Source organism: Nocardia alba NBRC 108234 (genome assembly GCF_001612665.1).
GTDB classification, from domain to species: domain Bacteria; phylum Actinomycetota; class Actinomycetes; order Mycobacteriales; family Mycobacteriaceae; genus Nocardia; species Nocardia alba.
This window is the reverse complement of sequence record NZ_BDAX01000019.1, coordinates 247,219-271,525: the sequence shown is the minus strand read 5'-3', so window position 1 is coordinate 271,525 and position 24,307 is coordinate 247,219. Positions and strand designations below refer to the sequence as shown.

The window sequence follows — 24,307 nt, the reverse complement described above, 5'->3', positions numbered from 1 at the left end:
CGAAGCCGGTGTCCCCGCGGTCCCCGCGAAACCGGCCGAGGTGTCGAAGAAGGAAGCCGAGCAGTCGGTCGAAGCGGCCGCGAAGGCTGAGGCCGAACTGCGAAAGGCAATGCGCAAGAGCAGATTTCGCGGAAACAAGGACAGAGGCAGTGCGCCGCCGCCGTCGGCGTACCCGCCCATCCAGCTCGCCCGCTCGCAGCCGCTCAACTCCGCCGCCGGGGTGATCCCCGTCCGGGCGCCCGCTGCCGATATCGGCGCGGCCAAGGCGTTGGTCGCCGAGATCGCGGGCACCCTCGGGTTGCCCGATCGCCAGGTGCGCCCCGCGTTCGAGGATCCGTTGGCGCGGTTGGCGGCGACCGTGAACGCGCCGTACGGTGATCCGCCGCCCGCCGATATCGATCCGGCCGAGGACTCGCCCGAGGTGCGGCGCGTACTGCTCGAGAGCCTGGAGGAGTCGGTCGATCAGCCTTCGGCGTATGTGCTGCCGATTCACCGGCGGGCCGACGGCGTCGGCTGGGCCAGTGCCGACTGGCAACTGCGGCGCGGGCGGGCCGAGGGTGGGCGCGGCCGGATCGTGCTGGCCGACGGCGATTCGCCTGCCGGACTTCGCCTTCCGATCGGGTCGGTGTCCTGGCACGCGCCGCCGGTCCTGCCCGACAGCGACCCGCTCTACCAGCAACCGCTGCGCACGGAGCGGGTCGAACCGCCCGCCGCGGTGGAATCCGCCGATTTCACGCCGACGACCGCGCTGGTCGCCGAGGTGCGGCAGGGGCGACTGCACGTGTTCCTGCCGCCGGTCACCGAACTCGACGACTTCCTCGATCTGATCGCCAAGGTCGAGGCGGCGGCGGTGGCGATCGGGCAGCCGGTGGTGCTCGAGGGCTACGCACCGCCGAGTGACGCACGGCTGCAGACGTTCTCGGTGACGCCCGACCCCGGAGTGATCGAGGTGAACATCATGCCGACCAGCTCGTTCGCCGAGCAGGCCGAGGTGCTCGACACCCTCTACGAGCAGGCCAGGTTCGCCCGGCTGAGCACCGAGTCCTTCGACGTGGACGGCACCCACGGCGGCACCGGCGGCGGCAACCACATCACCCTCGGTGGGGTTACCCCGGCGCGTTCGCCGATGCTGCGCCGCCCTGACCTGCTGGTCTCCATGCTCACCTACTGGCAGCGTCATCCCGCGCTGTCATACCTGTTCGCGGGTCGTTTCGTCGGCCCGACCTCGCAGGCGCCGCGCGCGGACGAGGGCCGCGAAGGAGCGCTCTACGAACTCGAGATCGCCTTCGCCGAGGTCGCCAGACTCACCGCCGAGCAGGCCCCCGGGCCGACGCCGTACGAGATCCAGTCGGCCCCATGGCATATCGACCGCGCACTGCGCCATCTGCTCACCGATCTCACCGGCAACACCCACCGTGCCGAATTCTGCATCGACAAGCTGTACAGCCCCGACTCCGCGCGTGGTCGGCTCGGGCTGCTCGAGCTGCGCGGATTCGAGATGCCGCCGCACTTCCAGATGGCGATGGTGCAGTCGCTGCTGGTGCGCGGCCTGGTCGCGATGTTCTGGGACAAGCCGCTGCGCGCGCCGCTGATCCGGCACGGGGCCAACCTGCACGGCCGATACCTGCTGCCGCACTTCCTGATGAACGACATCGCCGAAGTCGCCGCCGACCTGCGCGCGGCGGGCGTCGACTTCGACACCGCCTGGCTCGACCCCTTCACCGAATTCCGTTTCCCCCGCATCGGCACCGCGATGATCGGTGAGGCGGAACTGGAACTGCGCGGGGCGATCGAACCGTGGCTCACCCTCGGCGAGCAGACCACCGGCCAGGGCACCGCCCGCTACGTCGACTCCTCGGTGGAACGCTTGCAGGTGCGCTTGGTCGGCGCCGACCGTGGCCGCTACGCCCTGACCTGCAACGGCATGCCGGTTCCCCTGCTGGCCACCGACAAATCCGACGTGCAGGTGGCAGGCGTGCGCTACCGCGCCTGGCAGCCGCCGAACTCCCTGCACCCCTCGATCACCGTCGACGCACCCCTGGTGTTCGACCTGGTAGACGTCGCCACGGGCATCTCCCGCGGTGGCTGCACCTATCACGTCGTGCACCCCGGCGGCCGCGCCTACGACGACGCACCTGTGAACGCCGTCGCCGCCCAATCGCGCCGCAACCGCCGTTTCGAGGCAGCCGGCCACACGGTGAACCCCATCGATCCGGCCGAACTCCGCGCGAAAATCGCGGCACAGTCGACCGATGTCGGCGCACCAGGCATCCTTGACCTACGCCGCGCGCGAACAGTGTGGGGCCAGTGATCGGGAGGTTTCGAAAAATCGCGGCACCAGCGCCGCGCGAACAGCCGGTCGGCTCGCGGTTGCCGGATCGACGCGATGCGTGCGGTGTCCGATCGGTGTTACCGACTCGACCAGGTAGGCAATGGAAGTCAGTGGCCCTGGGTTTTGCGGCCGTCCCGATTCTGGACTGACGGAGGGAGGGAGCGCAGCGACTGACCGGAGGAGGGAAGAATCGGGACAGCAGGGGCCGCAAAACCCCGCGGCGCCAGCCGCAAAAAATACAGGAGGCTCGGTGGCTCAGCGCGATGAAGCGCAACGGGGCGGGAATCGGCCGGGATCGGGTGTTCGCGCTCAGGTCGCCGAGCAGTTCGCGCGGTATCGGGCTGACAGTTCGGCGGGTGCCCGCTTCGACGAGTGCGGTCGGCCCACCAGGGGCTATTACGACGAATTGGTCGACGGCCGTGGGCGAGTGCGATCGATGTGGTCGGAGCTGTCGGCCGATTTCATCGACCAGGGGATCGGCGGGATCGATCGGATCGATCGCCGGGTGCGCAGGCAGATCGAGGACGACGGTGTCACCTACACCGAGGTGGGTCTCGGCGGCGAGGACGACACCGCGATACCGCAGCCGTGGCGCCTGGATCCGATTCCGTTGCTGGTGTCCGCCGAGGACTGGACCCGCCTGGAAACCGGCCTGGTGCAGCGCTCGCTGGTGCTCGACGAAGTGCTCACCGATGTCTACGGCCCTCGCAGGTTGTTGAGCTCGGGCCTGTTGCCGCCGGAGGTGGTGTTCGGCAATACCGGGTATGTGCGGGCCGCGCACGGCATCACCATCCCCGGCACCCATCAGCTTTTCCTGCACGCGTGTGACATCAGCCGGTGGAGCGACGGACAGTTCCGGGTGCTCGCCGATTGGGCGCAGGCGCCCTCGGGCGCCGGGTACGCGCTGGCCGACCGTCGGGTGGTGGCCTCGGCCATTCCCGAGGCGTTCGAGCACGCGGGACCCCGACCGCTGAGCCCGTTCGCGCGGGCCATGCGGTTGATGCTGGAGGAGGCGGCGCCCGAGCTGGCCGACGAGGAAGAGCCGGTTGTTGTCGTCCTGAGTCCGGGTTCGCATTCCGAAACCGCTTTCGACCAGGCTTATCTCGCGCAGATGCTCGGTTTCCCGCTGGTGGAGAGCTCGGATCTGGTGGTGCGCGACGGTGCGCTGTGGATGCGCTCGCTGGGCAGTTTGGAACGGGTCGATGTGGTGTTGCGGCGTGTCGACGCCGAGTTCTCCGACCCGCTGGATCTGCGCCCCGATTCGCGCCTCGGCGTGGTGGGGCTGGTCGAGGTGCTGCGCCGCGGTGCGGTGACGGTGGTGAACACCCTCGGGAGCGGGCTGCTGGAATCGCCCGCGTTGAGTCCGTTCCTGCCCCGCATCGCCCGCTCGGTCTTGGGGGAGGACCTGCTGCTCGGCGCCACCCCCACCTACTGGGGCGGCGACGACACCGAGCGTGCGCACCTGGTATCGCACGTCGGCGACCTGGTGATCCGTTCCGCTGTCGATGGCGCGACGATCTTCGGCCCGAGTCTGTCGGCGGCCGAACGCACCGACCTCGCCGCTCGGATCGAGGTCGAGCGGTGGAAATGGGTCGGGCAGGAACCCGCCGAGTTCTCGGTGGCGCCCGCCGTCGACGGTCCGGCGGGATTGGCGGCGGCCCCGGTGGGCATGCGGTTGTTCTCGCTGGCCCGACGTGGCGGCTACACGGCGATGACGGGTGGGCTCGGGCAGCAGCGCATGCGGCTCGAACCGACCCGCAGTGTGATCAAGGTGGCCGCCAAGGACGTGTGGGTCCGCGCGGCCCCGGCCACCGTGCCCGCGGTGGGTTCGGAAGCCCCGCACGAGGAACGGTTGCGCAGGGCGGTGCCTGTTGTCGAGGCGATCAGTTCGCCGCGCGTGCTCAACGATCTGTTCTGGATGGGTCGCTACAGCGAACGCGCCGAGTCGGTGGTGCGACTGCTCGCCGCCACCCATGACGTCTATCAGGACTATCGCTACCGCCCCTGGCTCGACGGCGGCGAGGCGTTGCCGATCCTCATGCGCGCGCTGTCGATCACCACGGGAACTCTCGCTCCACAGTCGGTGCTGCCCGACGGGATCGGTCAGTTGGTGGCCGTGCGGTCGGACGCCGCCACGACGGAGGGTTCGAATGCGGATGTCGAGCAGGGTGATTCGCCTGTCGGCATCGAAGATCGCACCCGCGCGTCCGACGTGCCGCCGCCGTACTCTCCGTCGAGCGACGAAATATCAACGGATGCGATAGATGACGACTCGATAGCAGATCTGCCGGCATCGCAGGCTGCCGAGCAGGACCAGCCCGCTGGGCAGGACCAGTCTGCTGGGCAGAGCCAGTTTGCTGGGCAGAGTCAGTCAGCCGGGCAAACTCAATCTGCCGGACAGAGTCAGTCGGCTAGGCAGGACGAGGTCGCGGGGCGGGATCAGGCTGTCGATCAGAGCCGGTCCGCTGGGTTTGATCAGTCACCCGTGGAGGAGGCGGAACTCGATTCCGGGGACGGTGAGGCGGAGGCGCCGTGGGAGCGGGCGGGGACCAGCGCGTTGGCTCGTGCGTTGCGCACCACCGGTGTCACGCCCGAGCGGGGTGCGGAGCCGATACCCGAGCCGGAGCCCGAGCCGGTTCTCGCGCGGTCGCGGCAGTCGCAGGGGCAGTTCACCCATCGCGCGATGGATTCCGGTGGCGACGGCGTGGGCGCGCGGCGAGCGGTGGCCGGTGCTTCCGCCGAGGGGTTCCAGTACCTCGCCTCGTTGACCGGTGATCGCGAGCTGGCCGGGTCGCTGGCGTACGCGGTGGATCACTACGGGTCCGCCGCGCGTGCGGTGCGCGATCAGCTGTCCAGTGATACCTGGATGATCGTCGGCGCCGTCGATCGCGCGCTGGCCGAATTCCGCAGTGCCGCTACCGAACAGGAGACGGCGCTGTCGTCGGTGCATTCGTCGGCGCTGGCGGCGTTGCTGTCACTGTCGGGGATCGGCGCGGAGTCGCTGGTGCGCGACACCGGCTGGTACGTCATGGATATCGGCAAACGGATCGAGCGCGGGCTGGCGGTGACCTCGCTGATCAATGCCGCCCTGGCGCGCAAGACGTCGGCCCAGGCGCAGGGCGTGATCGCGGAGGCCGTGCTCACCGCCACCGAGTCGGCGGTGAGTTACCGTCGCCGCCATCGTGGTTCGGCGCACGTCGCCGCGCTGGCGGGACTGCTGCTGTTCGATCCGGGCAACCCGCGTTCGCTGATCTATCAGCTCGACCGGCTCGAGGCCGACTTCCAGGCGCTGCCCGGCGGTTCCGGCGCCTCGCGTTCGCAGCGCCTGCTCGCCGATGCCCAGCGCATGCTGCGCCGCGTGGACCCGGCCGACCTCGAAGAGACCGACGACGAGGGCATACGCACCGAACTGGTGGAACTGATGGAGGGGGTGCACTTGCGACTGCGCAAGCTGGCCGAATCGTTCGAGACCACCAAACTCGCTGTCCCGCTGGGTATTCAACCGCTGTGGGGCAACACCAGGATGGTCGGATGACCCGGCGATACATGGTGGTGCACCGCACCACCTACAGCTACTCCGACGAGGTGACCAGCTCCTACGGTCGCGCGTACCTCACCCCGCGCGAATATCCGGGCCAGCGCCTGCTCGAGCACGAGATCTACATCGACCCGGTACCGTCGGACCGCTCGGTGGGCACCGACGTCTACGGCAACACCACGACGTATTTCCACGTGACCTCCGAGCATCGCAATCTCGAGGTGACCGGCGAGTCCCTCGTCGAGGTCGACAGCGAAGACCCGGCGGCGATACCGGGCGCCGAGATGGCATGGGAGTCGGCGCGTCCCACCGCCGCCACCGGTCCACTGGCCGTCGAGTTCACCCTCGATCTGCTACCGCCCGAGATCACCCCCGACGTCATCGCGTACGCCGCGCAGAGTTTCCCACCGGGTCGGGCGCTGCTCGAAGCCGTGACCGAGCTGAACACCCGCATCCACCACGACTTCCAGTACCGCTCGGGCTCCACCACGGTGAGTACCAGCGTGGCCGACGTGTTCGCCGCCCGCGAAGGCGTCTGCCAGGACTTCGCCCGAATCGGTGCGGCTTGCCTGCGCGCGCAGGGGTTGGCCTCCCGTTACGTGTCCGGCTATCTCGCCACCGACCCGCCGCCGGGCAAGGAACGGATGGTCGGCGTCGATGCCACCCACGCCTGGGCCGCGGTATGGCTGCCCGGTGCCGACGACTCCGATCGCACCGGTCGCTGGATCGCCTTCGACCCCACCAACGATCAATTCGCCGACGAGCGGTACGTGACGGTAGCCTGGGGCCGCGACTACCAGGACGTTCCGCCGTTGCGTGGCATCATTTACACCGATGCCAAACAGTCCACAATCAAAGTGTCGGTCGATGTAGCTCCGGTGGAGGTGTAGTCCGTGCGTGACTTCGTGTGTCCGAATTGTGGCCAGCAGCTGGCTTTCGAGAACTCGCTCTGCCTATCGTGCCGCAGCGCACTGGGTTTCAGCACGAATGAGCGCACGCTGGTGGTGATCGGCGACCCGCCGGGCGATGCGGCGGTGGATCACGCGGCGGGCGTGGTCGACGGCGATCGCTTTCGGCTGTGCGATAACCTGCATGTGGCGCAATGTAACTGGCTCGTCGACCGGGACGCCGATGGTCCGGCGCTGTGTGAGTCGTGCCGGTTGACCAGGACCAGGCCCAACGATTCCGACACCGTCGGTCTCGCCTCGTTCGCCGAGGCCGAGGCGGCCAAGCGTCGGTTGATCTTCGAGCTGATCGAACTGGGCCTGCCGATCGTCGGGCGCGAGGAGGATCCCGAGCGCGGGCTGGCCTTCGATCTGCTGTCGAGCCGCGCGAAAGACGTGCTCACCGGCCACTACAACGGGGTGATCACCCTGGACCTGGCCGAGGCCGACGACCCGCACCGCGAGCAGTTGCGCATCGAGATGGCCGAGCCGTATCGCACGCTGCTCGGCCACTTCCGGCACGAGATCGGGCACTACTACTTCTCGGTTCTGGTCGCCGACGACGCCGCGCTGCGGCGCTTCCGCGATCTGTTCGGCGATCCGTTCGCCGACTACCAGGCGGCGCTGGATCGCCACTATTCCGAGGGAGCGCCGGCCGGCTGGCACCGCGACTACGTCTCCTCCTACGCCACGATGCACGCTGCGGAGGACTGGGCCGAGACCTTCGCCCACTACCTGCACATTCGCGACACCCTCGACACCGCGGCGTCCTTCGGCCTCGCTCCCGCCGGCGCGACCCTGGACCGTCCGCAGATCGGTCGCGCCGGATTCGACCGGATCATCGAGCTCTGGCTGCCGCTGACCTGGTCGCTGAACATGGTCAACCGTTCGATGGGCCACGACGACCTGTACCCCTTCGTCCTGCCGGAGCGGGTGCTGGAGAAAATGCGGTTCGTCCACGACCTGTGCGCGGGCAGCCTTGCCACCACCTCGGAGGCTGTCGCCTCGTAGCGGTGACGCGTTGTCGATTCCGCTGCGACGAGCGTCACAGCTCGGTACTCTTCGTTGATTGAGACGTCTGCGTCTCAATCCGGTCGGCGTATCGATCCGGACTGCTCGACGAGAAGTGTGTGGCTATGAACTCTCCGCTGGTATCTGTCGGTCTGCCGTTGGCGCTGGCGGTGATCATGTTCGGCCTCGGGCTCTCGCTCACCGGCGCCGACTTCGCCCGCACCGCGAAAACACCGCGCGTCGTCGCCATCGCGCTGGCCTGCCAACTGCTGGTGCTACCGGTGGTCGCGTTCGGGCTGGTGCTGCTGTTCGGGCTGCCGCCGATCCTGGCGGTGGGCATGATGCTGCTCGCCGCCTCGCCCGGCGGAACCACCGCGAACCTGTTCAGTCATCTGTTCCGTGGTGATGTGGCGTTGAATGTGTCGCTGACCGCTGTGAATTCGATCATCGCGGTCGTCACCGTGCCGTTGGTGACGAACTTCGCCATCGGCTACTTCGAGCCGAGCGGCGAGGACGGTTCCGTCGGATTGCAGCTGAGCAAGGTGATCCAGGTGTTCGCGATCGTGCTGGTCCCGGTCGGTCTCGGCATGCTGGTGCGCCGCTGGTCGACGGAGTTCGCGGACCGGATGGACAAGCCGGTGCGCATCGGCTCGGCGATCACCTTGCTGCTGGTGATCGTCGGCACCATCGTGAGCGAACGGGATACCCTCGCCGGTTCGCTCGGCGACGTCGGCGCCATCACCGTCGTGTTCTGCCTGATCAGCCTGTTGGTCGGCTACTTCCTGCCGCGTCTGCTCGGCGTCGCCGACCGGCAGGCCATCGCCTGCTCGTTCGAAGTCGGCATCCACAACAGCACCATCGCCATCACCATCGCGATCAGCGTCCTCGACAGCACCGAACTGGCCGTGCCCGCGGCGGTCTACGGCGTGCTGATGTTCCCGTTGGCCGCGCTCGTCGGCTGGCTCATCACCCGTCGGCAGGTGCGCGCCGAGGTCGCCGCGAAGTGAGTCGCGCGCGAGGCCGTCAGGCGTGCGCCGCGTAGATGTGGCGTGCCAATTCGTCTCGCAGAGTAGCGAACTCGGGGAGCGCGCGGACCGTGGCGAAGTCCGCGCCGTCGTCGAACGACGGTGTCACGTCGTGCACGATGCGGCCGGGCTCGGTGCCCATCACCAGGATTCGGGTGCCGAGCAGAATCGCCTCCTCGATGCCGTGTGTGACGAACAGGACCGTCTTGCGACGGTCGCGCCACAGAGTGAGTAGTTCGCGCTGGAGCCGTTCCCTGGTGAGCGCGTCGAGGGCGCCGAAGGGTTCGTCCATCAGGACGATGCCGGGATCGTTGACCAGTACCCGGGCTATCTGCGCGCGCTGCTGCTGTCCACCGGAGAGTTCGTAGGGTCTACGGTCGCCGAGCTGGTCGAGACCGACCAGCTCGAGCAGCCGCTGGGCCTGTGCGCGCCGTGTCTGCTTCGGCACCCCTCGGACTTTCGGACCGAACTCGACATTGGCGCGGACCGAGAGCCAGGGATAGAGGTTCGCCTGCTGGAAGACCACGCCGCGGTCGGGGTCGGGCCCGTCGACCACGCGATCGCCGACCCGCACCTGCCCCGCCGTCGGTGCGAGGAATCCGGCGAGGATGTTCAGCAGGGTCGACTTGCCGCAGCCGGAAGGGCCGATGACACAGACGAATTCGCCGGGTTCGATGGTGAGATCGGTCGGCGCGAGCACCTGAACGTCACCGTCGGGGCCTGGGTAGCTCTTGCTCACCCCGGTCAGCGTCACCCGCTCGGCATCGCCGGTCACCGGCCCCGCGGTCACGAGCCGGCGCCCGCCGCGGCGGTGGCGGAGATGCCGTCGCGGTACTGCTGCACGGTGCCGACGGCGGCGATACCGCCCTGGCTCAACAGGAATCGCGCGGTACCGGCGAGATCGGCGCTGAAGCCGCCGCCCAGGTACTTCGCCCCGGCCTGCTCGGCAGCGGGCAGATACTGGTAGCCGGCGAGCTGCGGAACCACCTTGTCGGGAGCGATGCCCAGTTGCGCGCCGATCGACACCGCCGCCTCGGCCTGCTGGTTCTTCAGCTGCCCGACGGCATAGTCCTGCACCTTGGCCCATGCCTTCGCGAACGCGGCGTTGTCGGCGAGGAATTTCTTGTCGGCGATGGCGAGGTCATAGGTCGGCGCACCGGCCGCCGCGGTCTCGGCACTGCTGGTGAGCACCGTGCCGCCCGCCGCGGTGAGCTTGGACAGCGTCGGGTCCCAGACCCACGCCGCGTCGATCTGATTGCCCTGCCACGCACCGGGAATCGCGTCCGGCGCGAGGTTGATGAGTTCTACCTTGCCGGTGAGTCCGGCCCGGTCGAGCGCCGCGAGCAAGCTGTAGTGGGAAGTGGAGCCGAAAGGCGTCGCGACCTTCCTGCCGGCCAATCCGGCCAGCGTGGTGATCGACTTGTCCCGCACGACAAGCGATTCCGAGGTGCCGATCACGTCGTGGATCCACACCACCTGCACGGGCAGGTTCAGCGGCGCGGACAGCGCCTTGGTGGCCGGGCTCGAACCGAGCGTGCCGATGTCGAGGCCGCCCGCGCCGAACGCCTGCACCACGTCGGCGCCGGAGGCGAACTGGCTCCAGGTGATCTTCGCGTTCGGCAGGCACGCCTGGAGCAGGTTGCGGTCCTTCACCAGCAGGTCGCCGTTGGGGATGGCCTGGAAGCCGAGGCGGACGGTGCTGGTGACGCTCGGGTCGGCGGCGAACGGGCAGCTCGCGGCGGCGCCGGTGGCGTCCTCGCGTCCCGATTCCACGCAGCCCGCGGCCACGGCGACCACGGCGGAGAGAGCGGCCGAGGTCGCGACGACCCTGCGCAGTGCGGATTTCATACTTTGCCTTTCCATGGAACAGCTTTGGCGCCGATGAGCACGATCACCGCGTCGAGCAGCATCGCCGCCACGCCGATCACGATGATGCAGGCGATGGTGAGCGGCGTATTCAATTGCGTGCCCGCGATATACGCCAGGCCGCCGATGCCGGGGATGCCGTTGTTGAGTTCGGCCGCGACGACCGTGGTCCAGGCGAAGGCCGTCGCGATGCGGATGCCGCTGATCACGTTGGGCAGGGTCGCAGGCAGCACGACCAGCGAAACCACCTGTGCGCGAACGGCACCCAGGGAACGCGCGGCATTCAGGTAATCCTGTTTCACGCCGAGCACGCCGTCCAACGTCGCGATGACGATCGGTGGGAACGCGGCGAGGAACAGCAGCCAGATCTTGGCGGTGTCGCCGATGCCGAACCACACGATCAGCAGGCCGATGTACCCCAGCGGCGGCAGGGCGCGCAGAAAATTCAGAATCGGTTCGGTGACCCACCGCACCGGCGCGACCATCCCCATCACGAACCCGACCAGCGGCCCGACCACGATCGCCGCACCCACCCCGATCGCGATCCGCTGCAGGCTGGCCAGTAGGTGTTCCCAGAGGTAGTAGTTCTGCTCGCCGACCACGAACCGATCAACGCCATCGGCGATCCGATGGGTGGAATTGGCCCGCACGAAGGCGTCCCACACCGCTCTCGGCGACGGCAGATACAGCGGGTCGACCAATCCGGCCGCCGTCACCGCCGTCCAGCCGGCCAGTACGGCGCCGAGTGCCACCACGGCGGCCAGCGCCGATCCACCCCGCCGCGGCGCCTTGGCGGAACTGGGTTTCGCACCGGCCGCCGCGTCAGCTTTCACCGTCGACACCACTGCGGTCACCCAGCGCTCCTCACCTCCGGTGCCACGGCGGATTCGCCGAGCACCTGCGAAGGGAGACGCTATCGGCGCAGGTAGCCGTCGAGGGAGGTTAAAAGTCGCGCTGAGCGGAAGTCATGCGGCCACGTTCACCGGTCGTGATTCGCTGCGGTGCTGACTCAGGCGCGCAGGCGCTCCTTGCGCAGGCGCTCGACCTCGGGGAGGTCGAGGGGAGCCAGGTCGGTGGCGGGGATGCCGAGCGCCATGGCGATCAGGAGATCGGCCAGTTCGGGGTTGCGGGCCAGCGCGGGGCCGTGCAGGTAGGTGCCGAAGACCGAGCCCTGGACCACGCCCTCGGTGCCGTCGCCCACCCCGTTGCCGACGCCGCGGGTCACGCGCGCGAGCGGTTTCGCGTCCGAGCCGAGAGTTGTTCCGCCCCGGTGGTTCTCGAAGCCGGTGAGTGGCGCGGTGAGCCCGGGGACCAGCGGCGCGGTGGTGACCTCGCCGATGGCGCGCACCTTCTGCGGCGCGGTGGTGACGTCGAAAAGGCTCACGCCGTCGACCTTTTCGCCCGCCGAGGTCTCGTACCAGTTGCCGAGCACCTGGATGGCGGCGCAGATGGCGAGCACTGGTGCGCCCTTGGCGGCCGCCTGCTGCAGGCCGGGGTACTTCTGGAGATGGCGGGTGGCCAGGCGCTGCGCGGAGTCCTCGGCGCCGCCGAGGGTGTAGATGTCGAACGAATCCGGCACGGGATCAGCGAGGGTGATGTCGATGATCTCGGCGTCGTAGCCGCGCATCCGCAGGCGCTGGCGCAGGACGAGGGCGTTGCCGCCGTCGCCGTAGGTGCCCATCACATCGGGCAGGACGAGGCCGATACGAAGCGTCGACTCGCTCATTTGCGGCCTTCCAGGTCACGGTTGAGATCGCGGAACGCGGTGTAGTTGGCCAGCACCTCGACGTGTCCGGCGGGGCAGGAGGCGATGGCGCGCACCGGATCCGGGACGAGGGTGTGCTCCACGCCCGCGTAGGTCAGGCGTACGGCGAGGTCGGTGGCACGCTCGCCGGAGGCGACCACCTGCACGCCCTCGAAGTGCTCGAACCGCACATCCCACAGCCAGGACAGGTCCTCGCCGTCGGGCACCTGACCGTTCACCGCGATCACCAGACCGGCCGAGGACGGCTCGATCATCGACAGCGCTTCCTGCCAGCCCGCGGGGTTCTTGGCCAGCAGCAGCCGCGCGTCGTGGTCACCGACCGTGACGGTGCGGTAGCGACCGGCGATCTCGCGCACGGTGCCGGTGGCATCGGTCGCCTTCGCGGGCTCGGCACCAAGGGCAACCGCCGCCGCGACGGCCTGGGCCGCGTTGCCGCGGTTCGCGCGACCCGGCAGCGCCAGATGCAGCGGAGCGCGGAAACCGTCAGGGCCGCACAGGTCTTCGCCCTCGAGCCACCACTCCGGTTGCGGGCGATGGAAATCGGCGCCGGTCGAGCGCCAGTTCTCACCCTCCCAGACGATCGGCTCGCCGCTGCGCGGACAGCTCGTGGCGTCGACGGCCCAGCCGCTGCCCGCCGACACCCACACCACATTCGGGTGGTCGTAGGCGATGGAGGCCACCAGCACGTCGTCACAGTTGGCGATGACGACCGCGTCGGGATGACGCAGGAGCCCGGCCCGCAGCTTGCGTTCGATCATGTTGATCTCGCCGACCCGGTCGAGCTGGTCGCGGCTGAGATTGAGCAGGACCACCGCGGTCGGGTCGAGCGCGTCGCTCACGTGTGGCAGGTGCAGCTCGTCGACCTCGATCGCGGCCAGCGCCACCCCCGGATGCAGGCTGAGCGCGGCCACGATGCCGGCGTCCATATTGGCGCCATCGGCCTGGGTGGCGACGGCGCCGAGCGTGCCGAGCGCGGCGGTCGCCATCCTGGTGGTGGTCGATTTACCGTTCGTGCCGGTGATCAGCACTGTCCGCCTGCCGCGGCCGAGCTGCGTCATGATCGACGGATCGATCTTCAACGCGATCAGGCCGCCGATCATCGAACCCTTGCCGCGACCCGCCTTCTGCGAAGCCCACGACGCCGCCGCCGCCGCTCGCAGGGCCAAGCGCCCACGCACCGAGATGTCTGCCACGCCGCGAGTCTAGGTGCGCGGTGTTACGCGGTGTTACGCGCCGCGTGCGAGCGGGTGTCACTCGGTGCTACCCCACGCAGTCCGGACGCGTGCGACGTGCGGTTTCGGTGCCCGCCGGTCAGCTGCGGTCGTCGAACAGATTGGGTAGACCCTTGGCGTAGCGGTCGGCGTCGACGATGCGCAGCGGCTCGAGTTCGGGCGTGCGGCGCAGTCGGAAAGCACGGCAGCGCGGTGCGGACGAGCCCGCCACGTCCAGCAGCGCGTTCACCGCGGCACGGGCCGACTCGTTGGCGCCCTCCATGGTCGCCAGGTCCACATCGGTGCGCACGTAGTCACCGGCGAGGAAGAGATTCTCGATCGACCCGTGCGGCTCCGGGCGGGCGTCCCATGAACCGGCGGTATTGATGAGCAACGGGTCGGCATTCACGTTGTGCGTGCCCTGCCAGGTGATTCCCGGATCGAGAAACCAGGAATGCACGTCGGCGGGGCGCAGCAATTGTTCGCGATCGTTGAGATGGCTGCTCAACTGTGCCCAGACTTCGCGGAATATCTCCTCGTGGGTGCACGCGGTGGCGGGTTTGCCGTACAGCATTCCCGGCGAATTCCAGTCGGAGATATCGATCGAGAGGCAATCGGCCACCGAACCGTCGCCGAAAGAGGGCAGTTTATCGGTCCACAACTGATTCTGGCTGATCGAGGTGAGCGACCACGGCGAATCGACATAGGCCGTGTGGCCGCGCGAAATATTCAGGGGCGCACGGAAATAGATCTGCATTCCGTTCATCCAATCGACGAAGAGCCGATCGGTCGCGGCGAGTTCCGGCGCTGCGGCGAGCACCTGCGACGACCACAGTTTCCGCGCGTGCTCCACCGGCAGCGCCACCACGAAATAGTCGGCGTCGACGGCATGCGCGCCCGTCGCATCGGTGATCCTGGCCGCTCGGATGCGCCGGTCGCGCACCTCGAGTTCGCTGACCCGCGCGCCGAGCTCGAAACGCACTCCCAGCGCACGCAGGTGGCGCACCCACGGGTCGATCCAGGCGGCATTGGTCGAGTTGTTGAGCACGCGGTCGAGGCCGCCGTCGTTGCCGAGGCCGAGCGGGTTGCCGAGGAACTGTTCGCCCATGCTGCCGATGGTGCGCGTGCTGGCCAGGTTCTCCTTGGCGGCGACCATGATGGAGGTCAGCGAACGGGACACGACCGCGCGGAACTCGTGCGACCGTTCGTGCCCGTCGACGAAGTCGTACCAGGAGGTGTGCTCCCACTGACCGAGGCGGCGGGCATCGCAGCTGGTGTTGAACACCATCAGCCGGTTGGCGAAGAACAGACCTTCGGCCGCCGACATCTTGGCGGTGGTGGTGATGGTGGCGGCTATGGTCTCGCGGATCGAATCCGGCGTGGTCTGCGCCGCGGCGATGCTGCCGGGCAGCGCGAACGTGATGTCGTCGCCGTCGACACGGGAGAACCTGGCCTCCGGCACGGTGACGAGGTTGTTCCACACTCCGTCGGGATTGCCCGGATGCGGTATGCGGCGCATCGTGTCGGGCAGGTTCTGATAGAAGCCGGGGAAGAAGCGAAACCCGTGCTCACCGGGTAGATCCGGCCTGCCGTCACGGCCGGTGCCCGGCACGCCCATGCTGCGCGCCTTGCCGCCCAGCGCACGCGCCTCGTAGACGGTGACCTCGAATCCGCGTTCGGCCAATTCGTGCGCGGCCGTGAGCCCGGCGACTCCGCCGCCGAGGACAGCCACTCGACGCCCCGGTGGCGCGGCGAATCCCGGCGCTCCCGCTACGGCCCCCGCCGATATCACCCCCGCTGCGACCGTGCCACGAAGAAGGGTCCTTCGAGAAACGGGCCACCGCTGTTCCGCCATACGCTGTTCAGCTGCCTTGCTCGAGTATCGCCTGGGATTTGCTACCACTCTAGAGCGCGGTGAAGACCTGGCTGTATCGACCCATGCGTCGTTCACGAGCTCGAACTGACCGGGGTCGAACGGAAAACACCGCGTACGACCGGTCACATGTTAGCCAGCGCTCGCGCGATCGTGGTCGAAATCGGGTTCAGGCCCTGGCCAATGCGGGGGCGGGCAACGGCGCCTTCGGGAGGCCACGGCCGGTGGTCGCCGCGAACGCGCCCGCGATCACGACAGCCCCGCCGATCAGGGCGGCCGCCGACGGCTGTTCGTCGAGGACAGCCCAGGCAGCGCCGATGCCGACCACCGGCACGAGTAGCGACAACGGCGCCACGGTGCCCGCCGGATAGCGGCTCATCAGATAGGTCCACAGACCCGAACCGCACACGGTCGCGAGGACGGCGATGTAGGCGAGGGCGCCCAGCGCGGGCAATCCGTCGGCCGAGAACGCGGCACCGACCGCGCGAAAACCGGTGCCAGGCCCCTCGACGGCCATCGACAGCGCCAGCATCGGCAAGACGGGAACCACCGACATCCACAGGGTCAGGTGCAGCGGGTTGTAGCCGGGGGAATCGGCACCGGCCATGCGGGCGCCGAGATTGCCGAATGCCCAGCCCAAGCCGCCCGCCAAGGTGAGCAGGACCGGCAGCAGAGTGGCGTTGGCCATGCGGTCCGCGCCGATGATGACCATCCCGAATACGGCGATCGCGAGTCCGGCGACCTGGACCGGCCGTAGGCGTTCGCGCAGCAGCACCGCGCCGAGCAGCACCGTGAACGGTGCCGACGACTGCAGCACCAGGGAGGCCAGGCCCGTCGGCATGCCGGTGCGCATCGCCGTGAACAGGAACGCGAACTGCAGGATGCCGAAGCCGGTGCCGTAGAGCAGCAGCCAGCGGGTGCGCACGGCCGGGCGCGGGATGAAGATCAGCACGGGGATCGCGATGACGGCGAAGCGCAACGCGACGAAGAAGAAGGGCGGGAAGTGGTCGAGGCCGATCCGAATGGCCAGAAAGTTCAGGCCCCAGAGCACGACGACAGTCAGTCCGAACAGGCGATCACGGGAGGTCACGCCCTTATCGTGCGGGCCGCTAAAGATCAGCACAATCGAATAAATATGGATGGATAACGTAGTTTTACTTCATGTTCTCGATCGAGCGACTGCGGATTCTGCGCGAGCTGGCCGACCGCGGCACAGTGGCCGCGGTCGCCGAGGCGTTGTCGATGACGCCGTCGGCGGTCTCGCAGCAGCTGAAGGTACTGGCCAGGGAAGCCGGCGTGGCGCTACTCGAACCGGACGGCCGCCGGGTGCGGCTCACCGACGCCGGGCAGGCACTGGTGTTGCGGGCCGACGACGTGCTCGCCGCGATGAACCGGGCCACCGCCGAGATGGCCCACTACCGGGGCTCACCGCGCGGGCAGGTGCGGGTGGCGTCGTTCCCGTCGGGTGCGGCGCTGCTGCTGCCGCCCGTGCTCGCGGCCCTGGCGGGCACGGGGGTCGAGCTGGTCGCGGGCGACGAGGATCTCCCGCCGAGCGAGGCGTCGAAACTGCTGGCCGACTACGACATCGTGCTCACTCATCGCGATGAACGTGGGCCCTCGCCCGCCGGGCCGAGACTGGCGGCGCGCGTGCTGATGCGCGAGCCGATCGATGTCGTTGTCGCGCCGGATCATCCGCTGGCCGGGCGCTCGTCGGTGCGTCCGGAAGAACTCGCCGAGGAGACCTGGGTGAGCGTGCGCGGCGGGTTCCCGGTCGACGATGTACTAGAGTCCATCGCCACCGTCACCGGGGTACGGCCACGGATCGCGCAGCGGCTCAACGAGTTCCGGGTGATCGAAACGCTCGTGGTCTCGGGCTACGGCGTCGCGCTGATGCCGCGCTACGCCGTAGCCCACCCCGACCTGTCGGTACTACCGCTGGCCGGGGTCCGCGCGGCCCGGGTCTACGAGATCGTCACCCGGCCACAGGCACACCGCAGCCCCGCCATCGCCACTGTGCTCGACGCGTTCGAGGCCGCGGCGGGCGAAGTGATCAGCCGCTGACTGACCCGGTGCCTGTCCGCTCCAACGACGTTCGGTTGCCGGGTAATCCGGTGTTACGTCAGAACTGACCCTGCTGGTACTGCTGGCCCTGGTAGGGCTGGCCCGGTTGGTATGGCTGCTGCTGGAAGGACGGCTGACCGTGGTAGCTGAAATCGTCGGCGACCATCGCGGCCAGTTCGAGCAGGGCCCGCCTGGTCGGCTTGCTCACCAGTTCGAGGTCGATTTCGGCGCCCTCGGCCAGGTGATCGTCGAACGGGACGATCTGCACGGCACGGGTGCGGTCGAGGAACAGCTTGCGCAACTGATCCAGGTCGACCGTGGAAGCGCCACGGCGCGAGGCGTTCACGACGACGACGGTCCGTTCGACCAGCTTCGAATAGCCGTGGTGGTCGAGCCAGTCCAGCGTCGCCGAGGCGCTGCGCGCACCGTCGATCGCGGGGGAGGTGACCAGCACCAGCGAGCTCGCCATGTCCAGCACGCCCGACATCGCCGAGTGCATCAGACCGGTACCGCAGTCGGTGAGAATGATGTTGTAGAACGACTGCAGGATGCCGATGGCCTTGCGGTAGTCGGCCTCGCTGAAGGCCTCCGAGACGGCCGGATCCTGTTCGGAGGCGAGCACTTCCAGTCGGCTCGGGGCCTGCGAGGTGTGTGCGCGAACATCCGAATAGCGGGTGATCTGCTGGTCTTCGAGCAGGTTGCGCACCGTCGAACGGGTCTGGCGCGGCACCCGGTGCGCGAGCGTGCCGAGGTCGGGGTTGGCGTCGATGGCGATGACGCGGTCACCGCGCTGGGACGCGAAGGTGGAGCCGAGGCCGACCGTGGTGGTGGTCTTACCGACCCCGCCCTTGAGCGAGAGGATCGCGATCCGGTAATCGCCGCGCACGGGCTGGTTGACCCGCTCGCCGAGATCGCGGTAGACGACATCCGCCGCCGACTCGCCCGGGTTGATCACACCGCCGGACACCTTGTGCACGGCCTTGCGCCACCCGCTGCGCGGCGACTTGCGTGCGCGCTTGAGCAGGTTCAGATCGTTGACCGAGTGACCGGGCTGCGGTGCCTGCATGTGCTGGGGCTGGAACGGCTGCTGTTGCTGCGGAGCCGGTCCGCCTCCCCACTGCTGGCCGGGCGGCGGACCCGGCTGGCCGAGCTGGCCCGGGAACTGCCCGTGCTGACCGGGGAACTGGCCCTGATCGGGACCGGGGCCGGGCGGCATTCCACCCTGCATCGGCTGCTGGTACATCGGCGGCGGCGGAGGCGCCCAGCTGTAGATGGGCTCGGCCTGGGGACCTTGCTCCTGGGCCGGAAACTGCTGCTGCTGTTCGGGACCGGGGTACGGCTGACCCTCGGCGCCCGGATACTGCGGCGCCACACCGGGATGCGGCTGCTCGCCGGTCGCGTGGGGACCGGGGTAGGGCTGTTCGACGGGCGGCTGGCCGGGCAGCCACGGCTGCTGCTCAGCCTGCTGACCCGGCCACGGCTGCTGCTCGGGGGCGTTCATCGGCGGCTGCCCGCCGGTGTGCTGATACGGATCCGGCACCGAGTACGGAGCACCCTGCGTGAACTGGCCCGGCGGTACGAAACCGGCGGGCTGGTACACGGTCTGGTCGGCGAGGCCGGCCGGACCTGGCTCCGCGACGGAATGCTCGCCGGTCGACGGGTCGACGGCTTCACCGGCCGACTCGGCGGCGGTGTCGGCGGGCTCGATGTCGTCTGCGGTCGCGGTCTGCACTCCGGAGGGACCGGACGCAGCTTCGGACACGTCAGCCGACGGACTCTGCAGCCACGGCGGCGAGGTCGGATTATGGTCGTTGTTCGTCACAGTTCCCCCACTTGCTCGCTGAACGAGCAGGAAAGCTCGGCGCTGAATATGCCCTAAAACGCTAACACGGAGGCAATTTTCGCGCGTCGGGGGCAGTGGCTCGCATGCCCCGGAGCGAATTCGAATGTGCCCAGCTCAACCGGTATATCCGGTGCGGAGCCTGCCGGTAGAACCGAAGTTGTCCACAGGCTCGCCGAATCTGTCCACAGGGATAAAAGCGGCCGGGACGCGAGGTCCCGGCCGCCATAGAGCAAACTACTGCGCCGCGCGGTTGACCGCCGAGACGACCGCCCGCAGCGAGGCCGTGGTGATCGAGGTGGCGATACCGACGCCCCACACGACCCGGTCGCCGATGGCTACCTCGACGTAGGCCGCGGCCTGCGCGTCGTCGCCCGCCGACATGGCGTGCTCGCTGTAGTCGAGTACCCGCACATCGAAGCCGACGGTCGCGATCGCGTCGACGAAGGCCGCCAGCGGGCCGTTGCCGGAGCCGCTGATCTCCTGCTCGACGCCCTCGACCTTCACGGTCGCGACGATCGAGTCGACGCCGCCGTCGGTCTCGGCCGCGGTGACCTTCTGCTTGATCCGCTCGAGCGGCAGGATCGGGTTCAGGTACTCGGAGGCGAAGACGTCCCACATCTCCTTGGGCGTCACCTCGCCGCCCTCACCGTCGGTGATCGCCTGGATCGCCTGCGAGAACTCGATCTGCAGGCGCCGCGGGAGCACCAGGCCGTGATCGGTCTTCATGATGTAGGCGACGCCGCCCTTGCCGGACTGCGAGTTCACCCGGATCACGGCCTCGTACGTGCGGCCGACGTCCTTGGGGTCGATCGGCAGGTACGGGACCTCCCAGACGATGTCGGCCACGTCGGCGCCCTGCGCGTCGGCGGCGGCCTTCATCGCGTCGAGGCCCTTGTTGATCGCGTCCTGGTGGCTGCCCGAGAAGGCGGTGTAGACCAGGTCGCCGCCGTAGGGGTGACGCTCGGCGACGGCCAGCTGGTTGCAGTACTCCACCGTGCGACGAACCTCGTCGATGTCGGAGAAGTTGATCTGCGGGTCGATGCCGCGCGAGAACATGTTCATGCCCAGGGTGACCAGGCAGACGTTGCCGGTGCGCTCACCGTTGCCGAACAGGCAGCCCTCGATGCGGTCGGCGCCGGCCTGGTAGCCCAGCTCGGCGGCCGCGACGGCGGTGCCGCGGTCGTTGTGCGGGTGCAGCGACAGCACGATGGAGTCGCGACGGGCCAGGTTGCGGTGCATCCACTCGATCGAGTCGGCGTACACGTTCGGCGTGGCCATCTCGACGGTCGCGGGCAGGTTGATGATCAGCGGCTTGGCCGGGGTCGGCGCGATGATCTCGGAGACCGCGTCGCAGACCTCGCGGGCGTAATCGAGCTCGGTGCCGGTGTAGGACTCCGGGCTGTACTCGTAGCGCCACTCGGTATCGGGGTAGCGCTTCTCGATCTCCAGGCACAGCGCCGCGGCGTCGGTGGCGATCTTCTTCACCGCGTCGCGATCGGCGCGGAAGACCACCCGACGCTGCAGGATCGAGGTGGAGTTGTAGAAGTGCACGATCACGTTCGGTGCGCCGGCGCAGGCCTCGAAGGTGCGCTCGATCAGTTCGGGGCGGCACTGGGTGAGCACCTGGATGGTGACATCGGCGGGGACCGCGCCGTCCTCGATGATCTCGCGAACGAAATCGAAGTCGGTCTGGCTCGCGGCCGGGAAACCGACCTCGATCTCCTTGTAGCCCATCCGCACCAGCAGGTCGAACATGCGGCGCTTGCGGGCCGGGCTCATCGGGTCGATCAGGGCCTGGTTGCCGTCGCGCAGGTCGACGGCGCACCACGCGGGGGCGCGATCGATGATCTTGTCCGGCCAGGTGCGGTCGGGCACCGTGATGGGCTCGACCTCTTCGGCGAAGGGGCGATACCGGAACGACGGCATCGAGGAGTTCTTCTGGGTGTTCCAGACGGGCTGGTCGGCCGGTGCGGGTTTGCCGGGGGCCGAAATGGTGCGCGAAGCGGATACGAATGCGTCAGCCGAGGACATGCAAGTTTCTCCGTGGGTGTGAAGGATTCCCTGTAGGGGAGCGGGTCGACCGGCGCGTTGGAACCCCGCGACGGGAGCCGGTCCGTATCAGAACCCGTCGCGGCGGCCGAGAAGAAGTGCCCGCTGCAGCATGATCCTCCGATCCTACCGCGTGCCCACCCCCGCTTGTCAGCGGCCTGGACCAATTCGGTGAATCGAGTCCGCCGCCCTCCGCTCACCGGTTGACCAGTACCGTTTCCCCCATAACGCACGCTTGTACGGACCTTCGCGTCCGACGAGACGTACCAAAGGAATTCGAATGACTTGGTTACAACAGGTGGCCATCTTCGCCGCGGGGATCGCGGCGGGCGGCATCAATACGATCGTCGGATCGGGCACGCTGATCACCTTTCCCACGCTGCTCGCGTTCGGGTTGCCGCCGGTGACGGCGAATGTGTCGAACACGATCGGTCTGGTCCCCGGCTCGGTGAGCGGGGTCATCGGATATCGGCGGGAACTGCGCGGGCAGCGGACCCGGCTGCTGCAGCTGGGCACCGCGTCGCTGCTCGGCGGCATCACGGGCGCGATCCTGCTACTGACGATGCCCGCGGAGGCGTTCAAGGCGATCGTGCCCGTCCTCATCATCGTGGCGCTGGTCCTGGTTGTCGTGCAGCCTCGGCTGGCCGCGTGGGTGAAGAAGCGGCGCGAGGACGGCGATGCGGCGGCGCCGGAACACGGCGGCCCGATTCTGTTGATCGCGGTCTTCGCCACCGGCATCTACGGCGGCTACTTCGGGGCCGCGCAGGGCGTGCTGCTGATCGGTCTGCTCGGGGTGTTCGTGCACGAGGACATCCAGCGGCTTAACGGCGTGAAGAACGTCCTCGCCCTGATCGTCAACGGGGTGTCGGCGGCGATCTTCATCGCGATCGCCGAGGTGAATTGGCAGGTGGTCGCGTTGATCGCGGTCGGCTCGATCATCGGCGGGCAGCTCGGCGCGAAGGTCGGGCGGAAGTTACCGCCGAATGCGCTCAGGGGGGTGATCGTGGTTGTCGGCACTATCGCGGTGATCCGCCTGCTCACCAGCTGAGGTCCCACCCCCGCACCACGCGCCGCCGTGACATGTGACAAATGCCCCTACGACCGGGCGATTGTCCGGTTTGCAAGGTATTCTTCGCGTCGGCCATGCGTGATGAGGGAGGTGGCCTGGTGCACAGACGTGCCTTTTTCAAGGCGGCGGGGCTGGCGGCTGTTGCCGGTGCTGTGGGAACGACGCTGGCGCACGCGCCCGCTACGGCGGATCCGCGCGAGGCGATGTTCCGGTCCTGGGTACCGGAGATCTTCGCGCCCATCCCGGACGCACCCGCGCATACGCAGGCCATCGTGATCGGATCCGGCTTCGGCGCCGCCGTCACCGCGCTTCGTCTGGCCGAGGCGGGGATCGCCAACACTGTGCTCGAGCGCGGTTCGCACTGGCCGACCGACCCGTGGCGCGAGATCTTCACCGGCGACGACCTGCCCGACGGCCGCGGTTTCTGGCATCGCACCAGCTTCACCGGCGTCACCAAGGTGCCGATGAGTTTCAGCGCGTTCGGCGGAGTGCTGGATGTGACCGAGTATTCCGGGCTCGACGTGTGGCGGGCCGCCGCGGTCGGAGGCGGCTCGGTGATCTTCACCGGGGCCATGATCGCTCCGGAACGCAGGCTGTTCGACCAGGTCTTCGGTGGCGTCGTCGATTACGGCGAGCTGGACAGCGTCTACTACCCGCGGGTGCGCCAGATGCTGCGCCTGGACACCATGCCGGCCGACATCTACAACTCCTCGCCGTTCGCGCACGCGCGTGCCTGGGACGCTCAGGTGCGAGCTGCCGGATACCAGCCGCTGCCCAACGACTCGATCTTCACCTGGGACGTGCTGCGCAGCGAGCTCGCCGGAAAGTCTCGCGCGTCGGCCACCTCGGCCCGCTCGAACCTCGGCAACTCCAACGGCGCCAAGTTCGACCTCAACCAGAACTACCTGCGCTACGCCCGCGAGACCGGCAGGTCCCAGGTCTTCCCCGGCCACCGCGTCGACGCCATCGCCCAGGAAGCGAACGGCAGGTTCGTGGTCACCGTGTCGAAGCTGGCCCCGACCGGTCAGGTGCTGAGCACCCGCAACCTGACCTGCGACAAGCTGTTCCTCGGCGCGGGCTCCGTCGGCACATCGGAGCTGCTGGTCCGCGCGCAAGCCACCGGCGCGCTGCCCAATCTCAACGAGCACATCGGCGACGGCTTCGGCACCAACGGCGACGTGGTGCTGGCCCGGGGCGCGAGCGCCATCGCGGGCCAGGGTCAAGGCGTGCCGAGCGCCAGCCGGATCTACGACGAGTCCAGCGTCCCGCTCACCCTGGAGAACTGGTACATCCCCGGCATCCCGTTCGAGACCGGTGCGCTGGCCTCGCTGGGCATGGTCCTCGACCCGACCCGCGCCCGTTTCGGCTATCACGCGGCCTCGGGCGGTGTCGGCCTGAACTGGTCGGCCCGAACGCAGGACGCGGTCGCCGGGGCGGCCCGTGCGGTCGATCGCCGGATCGCCGATCGCGCGAACGCGATCGCCGAGTACGGCGCCCTCGGCTACGACGCCAACGCCCAGTTCACCGCGCACCCGCTCGGCGGCGCGGTCCTCGGCAAGGCCACCGACGCTTTCGGCCACGTCCACGGACACCCCGGCCTCTATGTGATGGACGGCGCCGCGATTCCCGGCAGCACCGCGACTGTCAACCCGTCACTGACCATCACCGCGCTGGCGGAACGCAATATCGAGGCCGCCCTGCGGGGCTGAACACGCCACCG

16 protein-coding genes and 1 pseudogene are annotated in these 24,307 nt (G+C 68.6%); 8 read left to right on the top strand and 9 right to left on the bottom strand.

What is annotated here, in order from left to right:
- Positions 1 to 253: 253 nt before the first annotated feature.
- The 5 genes and pseudogenes from NA12_RS35140 to NA12_RS22180 form a co-directional block, all read left to right on the top strand.
- Positions 254 to 2,311: pseudogene (locus NA12_RS35140) on the top strand (transglutaminase family protein); the annotation flags it as partial.
- A 271-nt stretch (positions 2,312 to 2,582) separates the two neighbouring features.
- Positions 2,583 to 5,867 (top strand): circularly permuted type 2 ATP-grasp protein, encoded by a 3,285-nt coding sequence (locus NA12_RS22195; RefSeq protein ID WP_067454493.1) that lies wholly within the window; start codon positions 2,583 to 2,585, stop codon positions 5,865 to 5,867.
- Positions 5,864 to 6,760 (top strand): transglutaminase family protein, encoded by an 897-nt coding sequence (locus NA12_RS22190; RefSeq protein WP_067454491.1) that lies wholly within the window; start codon positions 5,864 to 5,866, stop codon positions 6,758 to 6,760. The genes NA12_RS22195 and NA12_RS22190 overlap by 4 nt, the downstream gene beginning before the upstream one ends.
- 3 nt (positions 6,761 to 6,763) lie before the next feature.
- The gene (locus tag NA12_RS22185; protein WP_067454490.1) at positions 6,764 to 7,825 is read left to right on the top strand and encodes a zinc-binding metallopeptidase family protein; all 1,062 of its coding nucleotides are present in this window, start codon (positions 6,764 to 6,766) and stop codon (positions 7,823 to 7,825) included.
- Between the two features lie 125 nt (positions 7,826 to 7,950).
- Positions 7,951 to 8,832 (top strand): bile acid:sodium symporter family protein, encoded by an 882-nt coding sequence (locus NA12_RS22180; protein WP_067454487.1) that lies wholly within the window; start codon positions 7,951 to 7,953, stop codon positions 8,830 to 8,832.
- A gap of 16 nt (positions 8,833 to 8,848) precedes the next feature.
- On the opposite strand, the gene NA12_RS22175 is transcribed toward NA12_RS22180, so the two are convergent.
- The 7 genes from NA12_RS22175 to NA12_RS22145 form a co-directional block, all read right to left on the bottom strand.
- On the bottom strand, positions 8,849 to 9,640 hold the full coding sequence (locus tag NA12_RS22175) for an ABC transporter ATP-binding protein (protein WP_067454484.1): 792 nt from the start codon (positions 9,638 to 9,640) through the stop codon (positions 8,849 to 8,851).
- Positions 9,637 to 10,698: a taurine ABC transporter substrate-binding protein gene (locus NA12_RS22170; protein ID WP_067454481.1), complete on the bottom strand. Its 1,062-nt coding sequence runs from the start codon at positions 10,696 to 10,698 to the stop codon at positions 9,637 to 9,639. Before NA12_RS22170 ends, NA12_RS22175 begins: the two co-directional genes overlap by 4 nt.
- A complete protein-coding gene (locus NA12_RS22165) occupies positions 10,695 to 11,561 on the bottom strand; it encodes an ABC transporter permease (RefSeq protein ID WP_371856014.1) in 867 nt (288 codons plus the stop codon). Before NA12_RS22165 ends, NA12_RS22170 begins: the two co-directional genes overlap by 4 nt.
- Positions 11,562 to 11,725: 164 nt before the next feature.
- Complete coding sequence (locus tag NA12_RS22160; protein ID WP_067454476.1) at positions 11,726 to 12,442, bottom strand: type 1 glutamine amidotransferase; 717 nt, start codon at positions 12,440 to 12,442, stop codon at positions 11,726 to 11,728.
- Positions 12,439 to 13,674 (bottom strand): Mur ligase family protein, encoded by a 1,236-nt coding sequence (locus tag NA12_RS22155; protein ID WP_084472991.1) that lies wholly within the window; start codon positions 13,672 to 13,674, stop codon positions 12,439 to 12,441. Before NA12_RS22155 ends, NA12_RS22160 begins: the two co-directional genes overlap by 4 nt.
- 118 nt (positions 13,675 to 13,792) lie before the next feature.
- Positions 13,793 to 15,424 (bottom strand): hydroxysqualene dehydroxylase, encoded by a 1,632-nt coding sequence (locus tag NA12_RS22150; protein WP_243654798.1) that lies wholly within the window; start codon positions 15,422 to 15,424, stop codon positions 13,793 to 13,795.
- Between the two features lie 310 nt (positions 15,425 to 15,734).
- Positions 15,735 to 16,655: an EamA family transporter gene (locus NA12_RS22145; protein WP_067454472.1), complete on the bottom strand. Its 921-nt coding sequence runs from the start codon at positions 16,653 to 16,655 to the stop codon at positions 15,735 to 15,737.
- A gap of 71 nt (positions 16,656 to 16,726) precedes the next feature.
- On the opposite strand from NA12_RS22145, the gene NA12_RS22140 reads away from it, so the two are divergent.
- On the top strand, positions 16,727 to 17,626 hold the full coding sequence (locus NA12_RS22140; protein ID WP_067454469.1) for a LysR family transcriptional regulator: 900 nt from the start codon (positions 16,727 to 16,729) through the stop codon (positions 17,624 to 17,626).
- Between the two features lie 58 nt (positions 17,627 to 17,684).
- Here NA12_RS22140 and NA12_RS22135 read toward each other — a convergent pair whose 3' ends face one another.
- Both NA12_RS22135 and leuA read right to left on the bottom strand, forming a co-directional pair.
- Positions 17,685 to 19,127 carry a MinD/ParA family ATP-binding protein gene (locus NA12_RS22135; RefSeq protein ID WP_424453535.1) on the bottom strand — a complete coding sequence of 481 codons (1,443 nt, stop codon included), beginning with the start codon at positions 19,125 to 19,127 and terminating at the stop codon, positions 17,685 to 17,687.
- A 576-nt stretch (positions 19,128 to 19,703) separates the two neighbouring features.
- Entirely contained in the window at positions 19,704 to 21,500 is a 1,797-nt protein-coding gene (leuA, locus tag NA12_RS22130) for a 2-isopropylmalate synthase (RefSeq protein WP_067454463.1), read from the bottom strand.
- A 298-nt stretch (positions 21,501 to 21,798) separates the two neighbouring features.
- On the opposite strand from leuA, the gene NA12_RS22125 reads away from it, so the two are divergent.
- Together NA12_RS22125 and NA12_RS22120 are read left to right on the top strand one after the other, a co-directional pair.
- Positions 21,799 to 22,566, top strand: a complete 768-nt coding sequence (locus NA12_RS22125) for a sulfite exporter TauE/SafE family protein (protein ID WP_067454459.1) — start codon at positions 21,799 to 21,801, stop codon at positions 22,564 to 22,566.
- A 119-nt stretch (positions 22,567 to 22,685) separates the two neighbouring features.
- On the top strand, positions 22,686 to 24,296 hold the full coding sequence (locus tag NA12_RS22120; protein ID WP_084473010.1) for a GMC oxidoreductase: 1,611 nt from the start codon (positions 22,686 to 22,688) through the stop codon (positions 24,294 to 24,296).
- Positions 24,297 to 24,307: the final 11 nt, after the last annotated feature.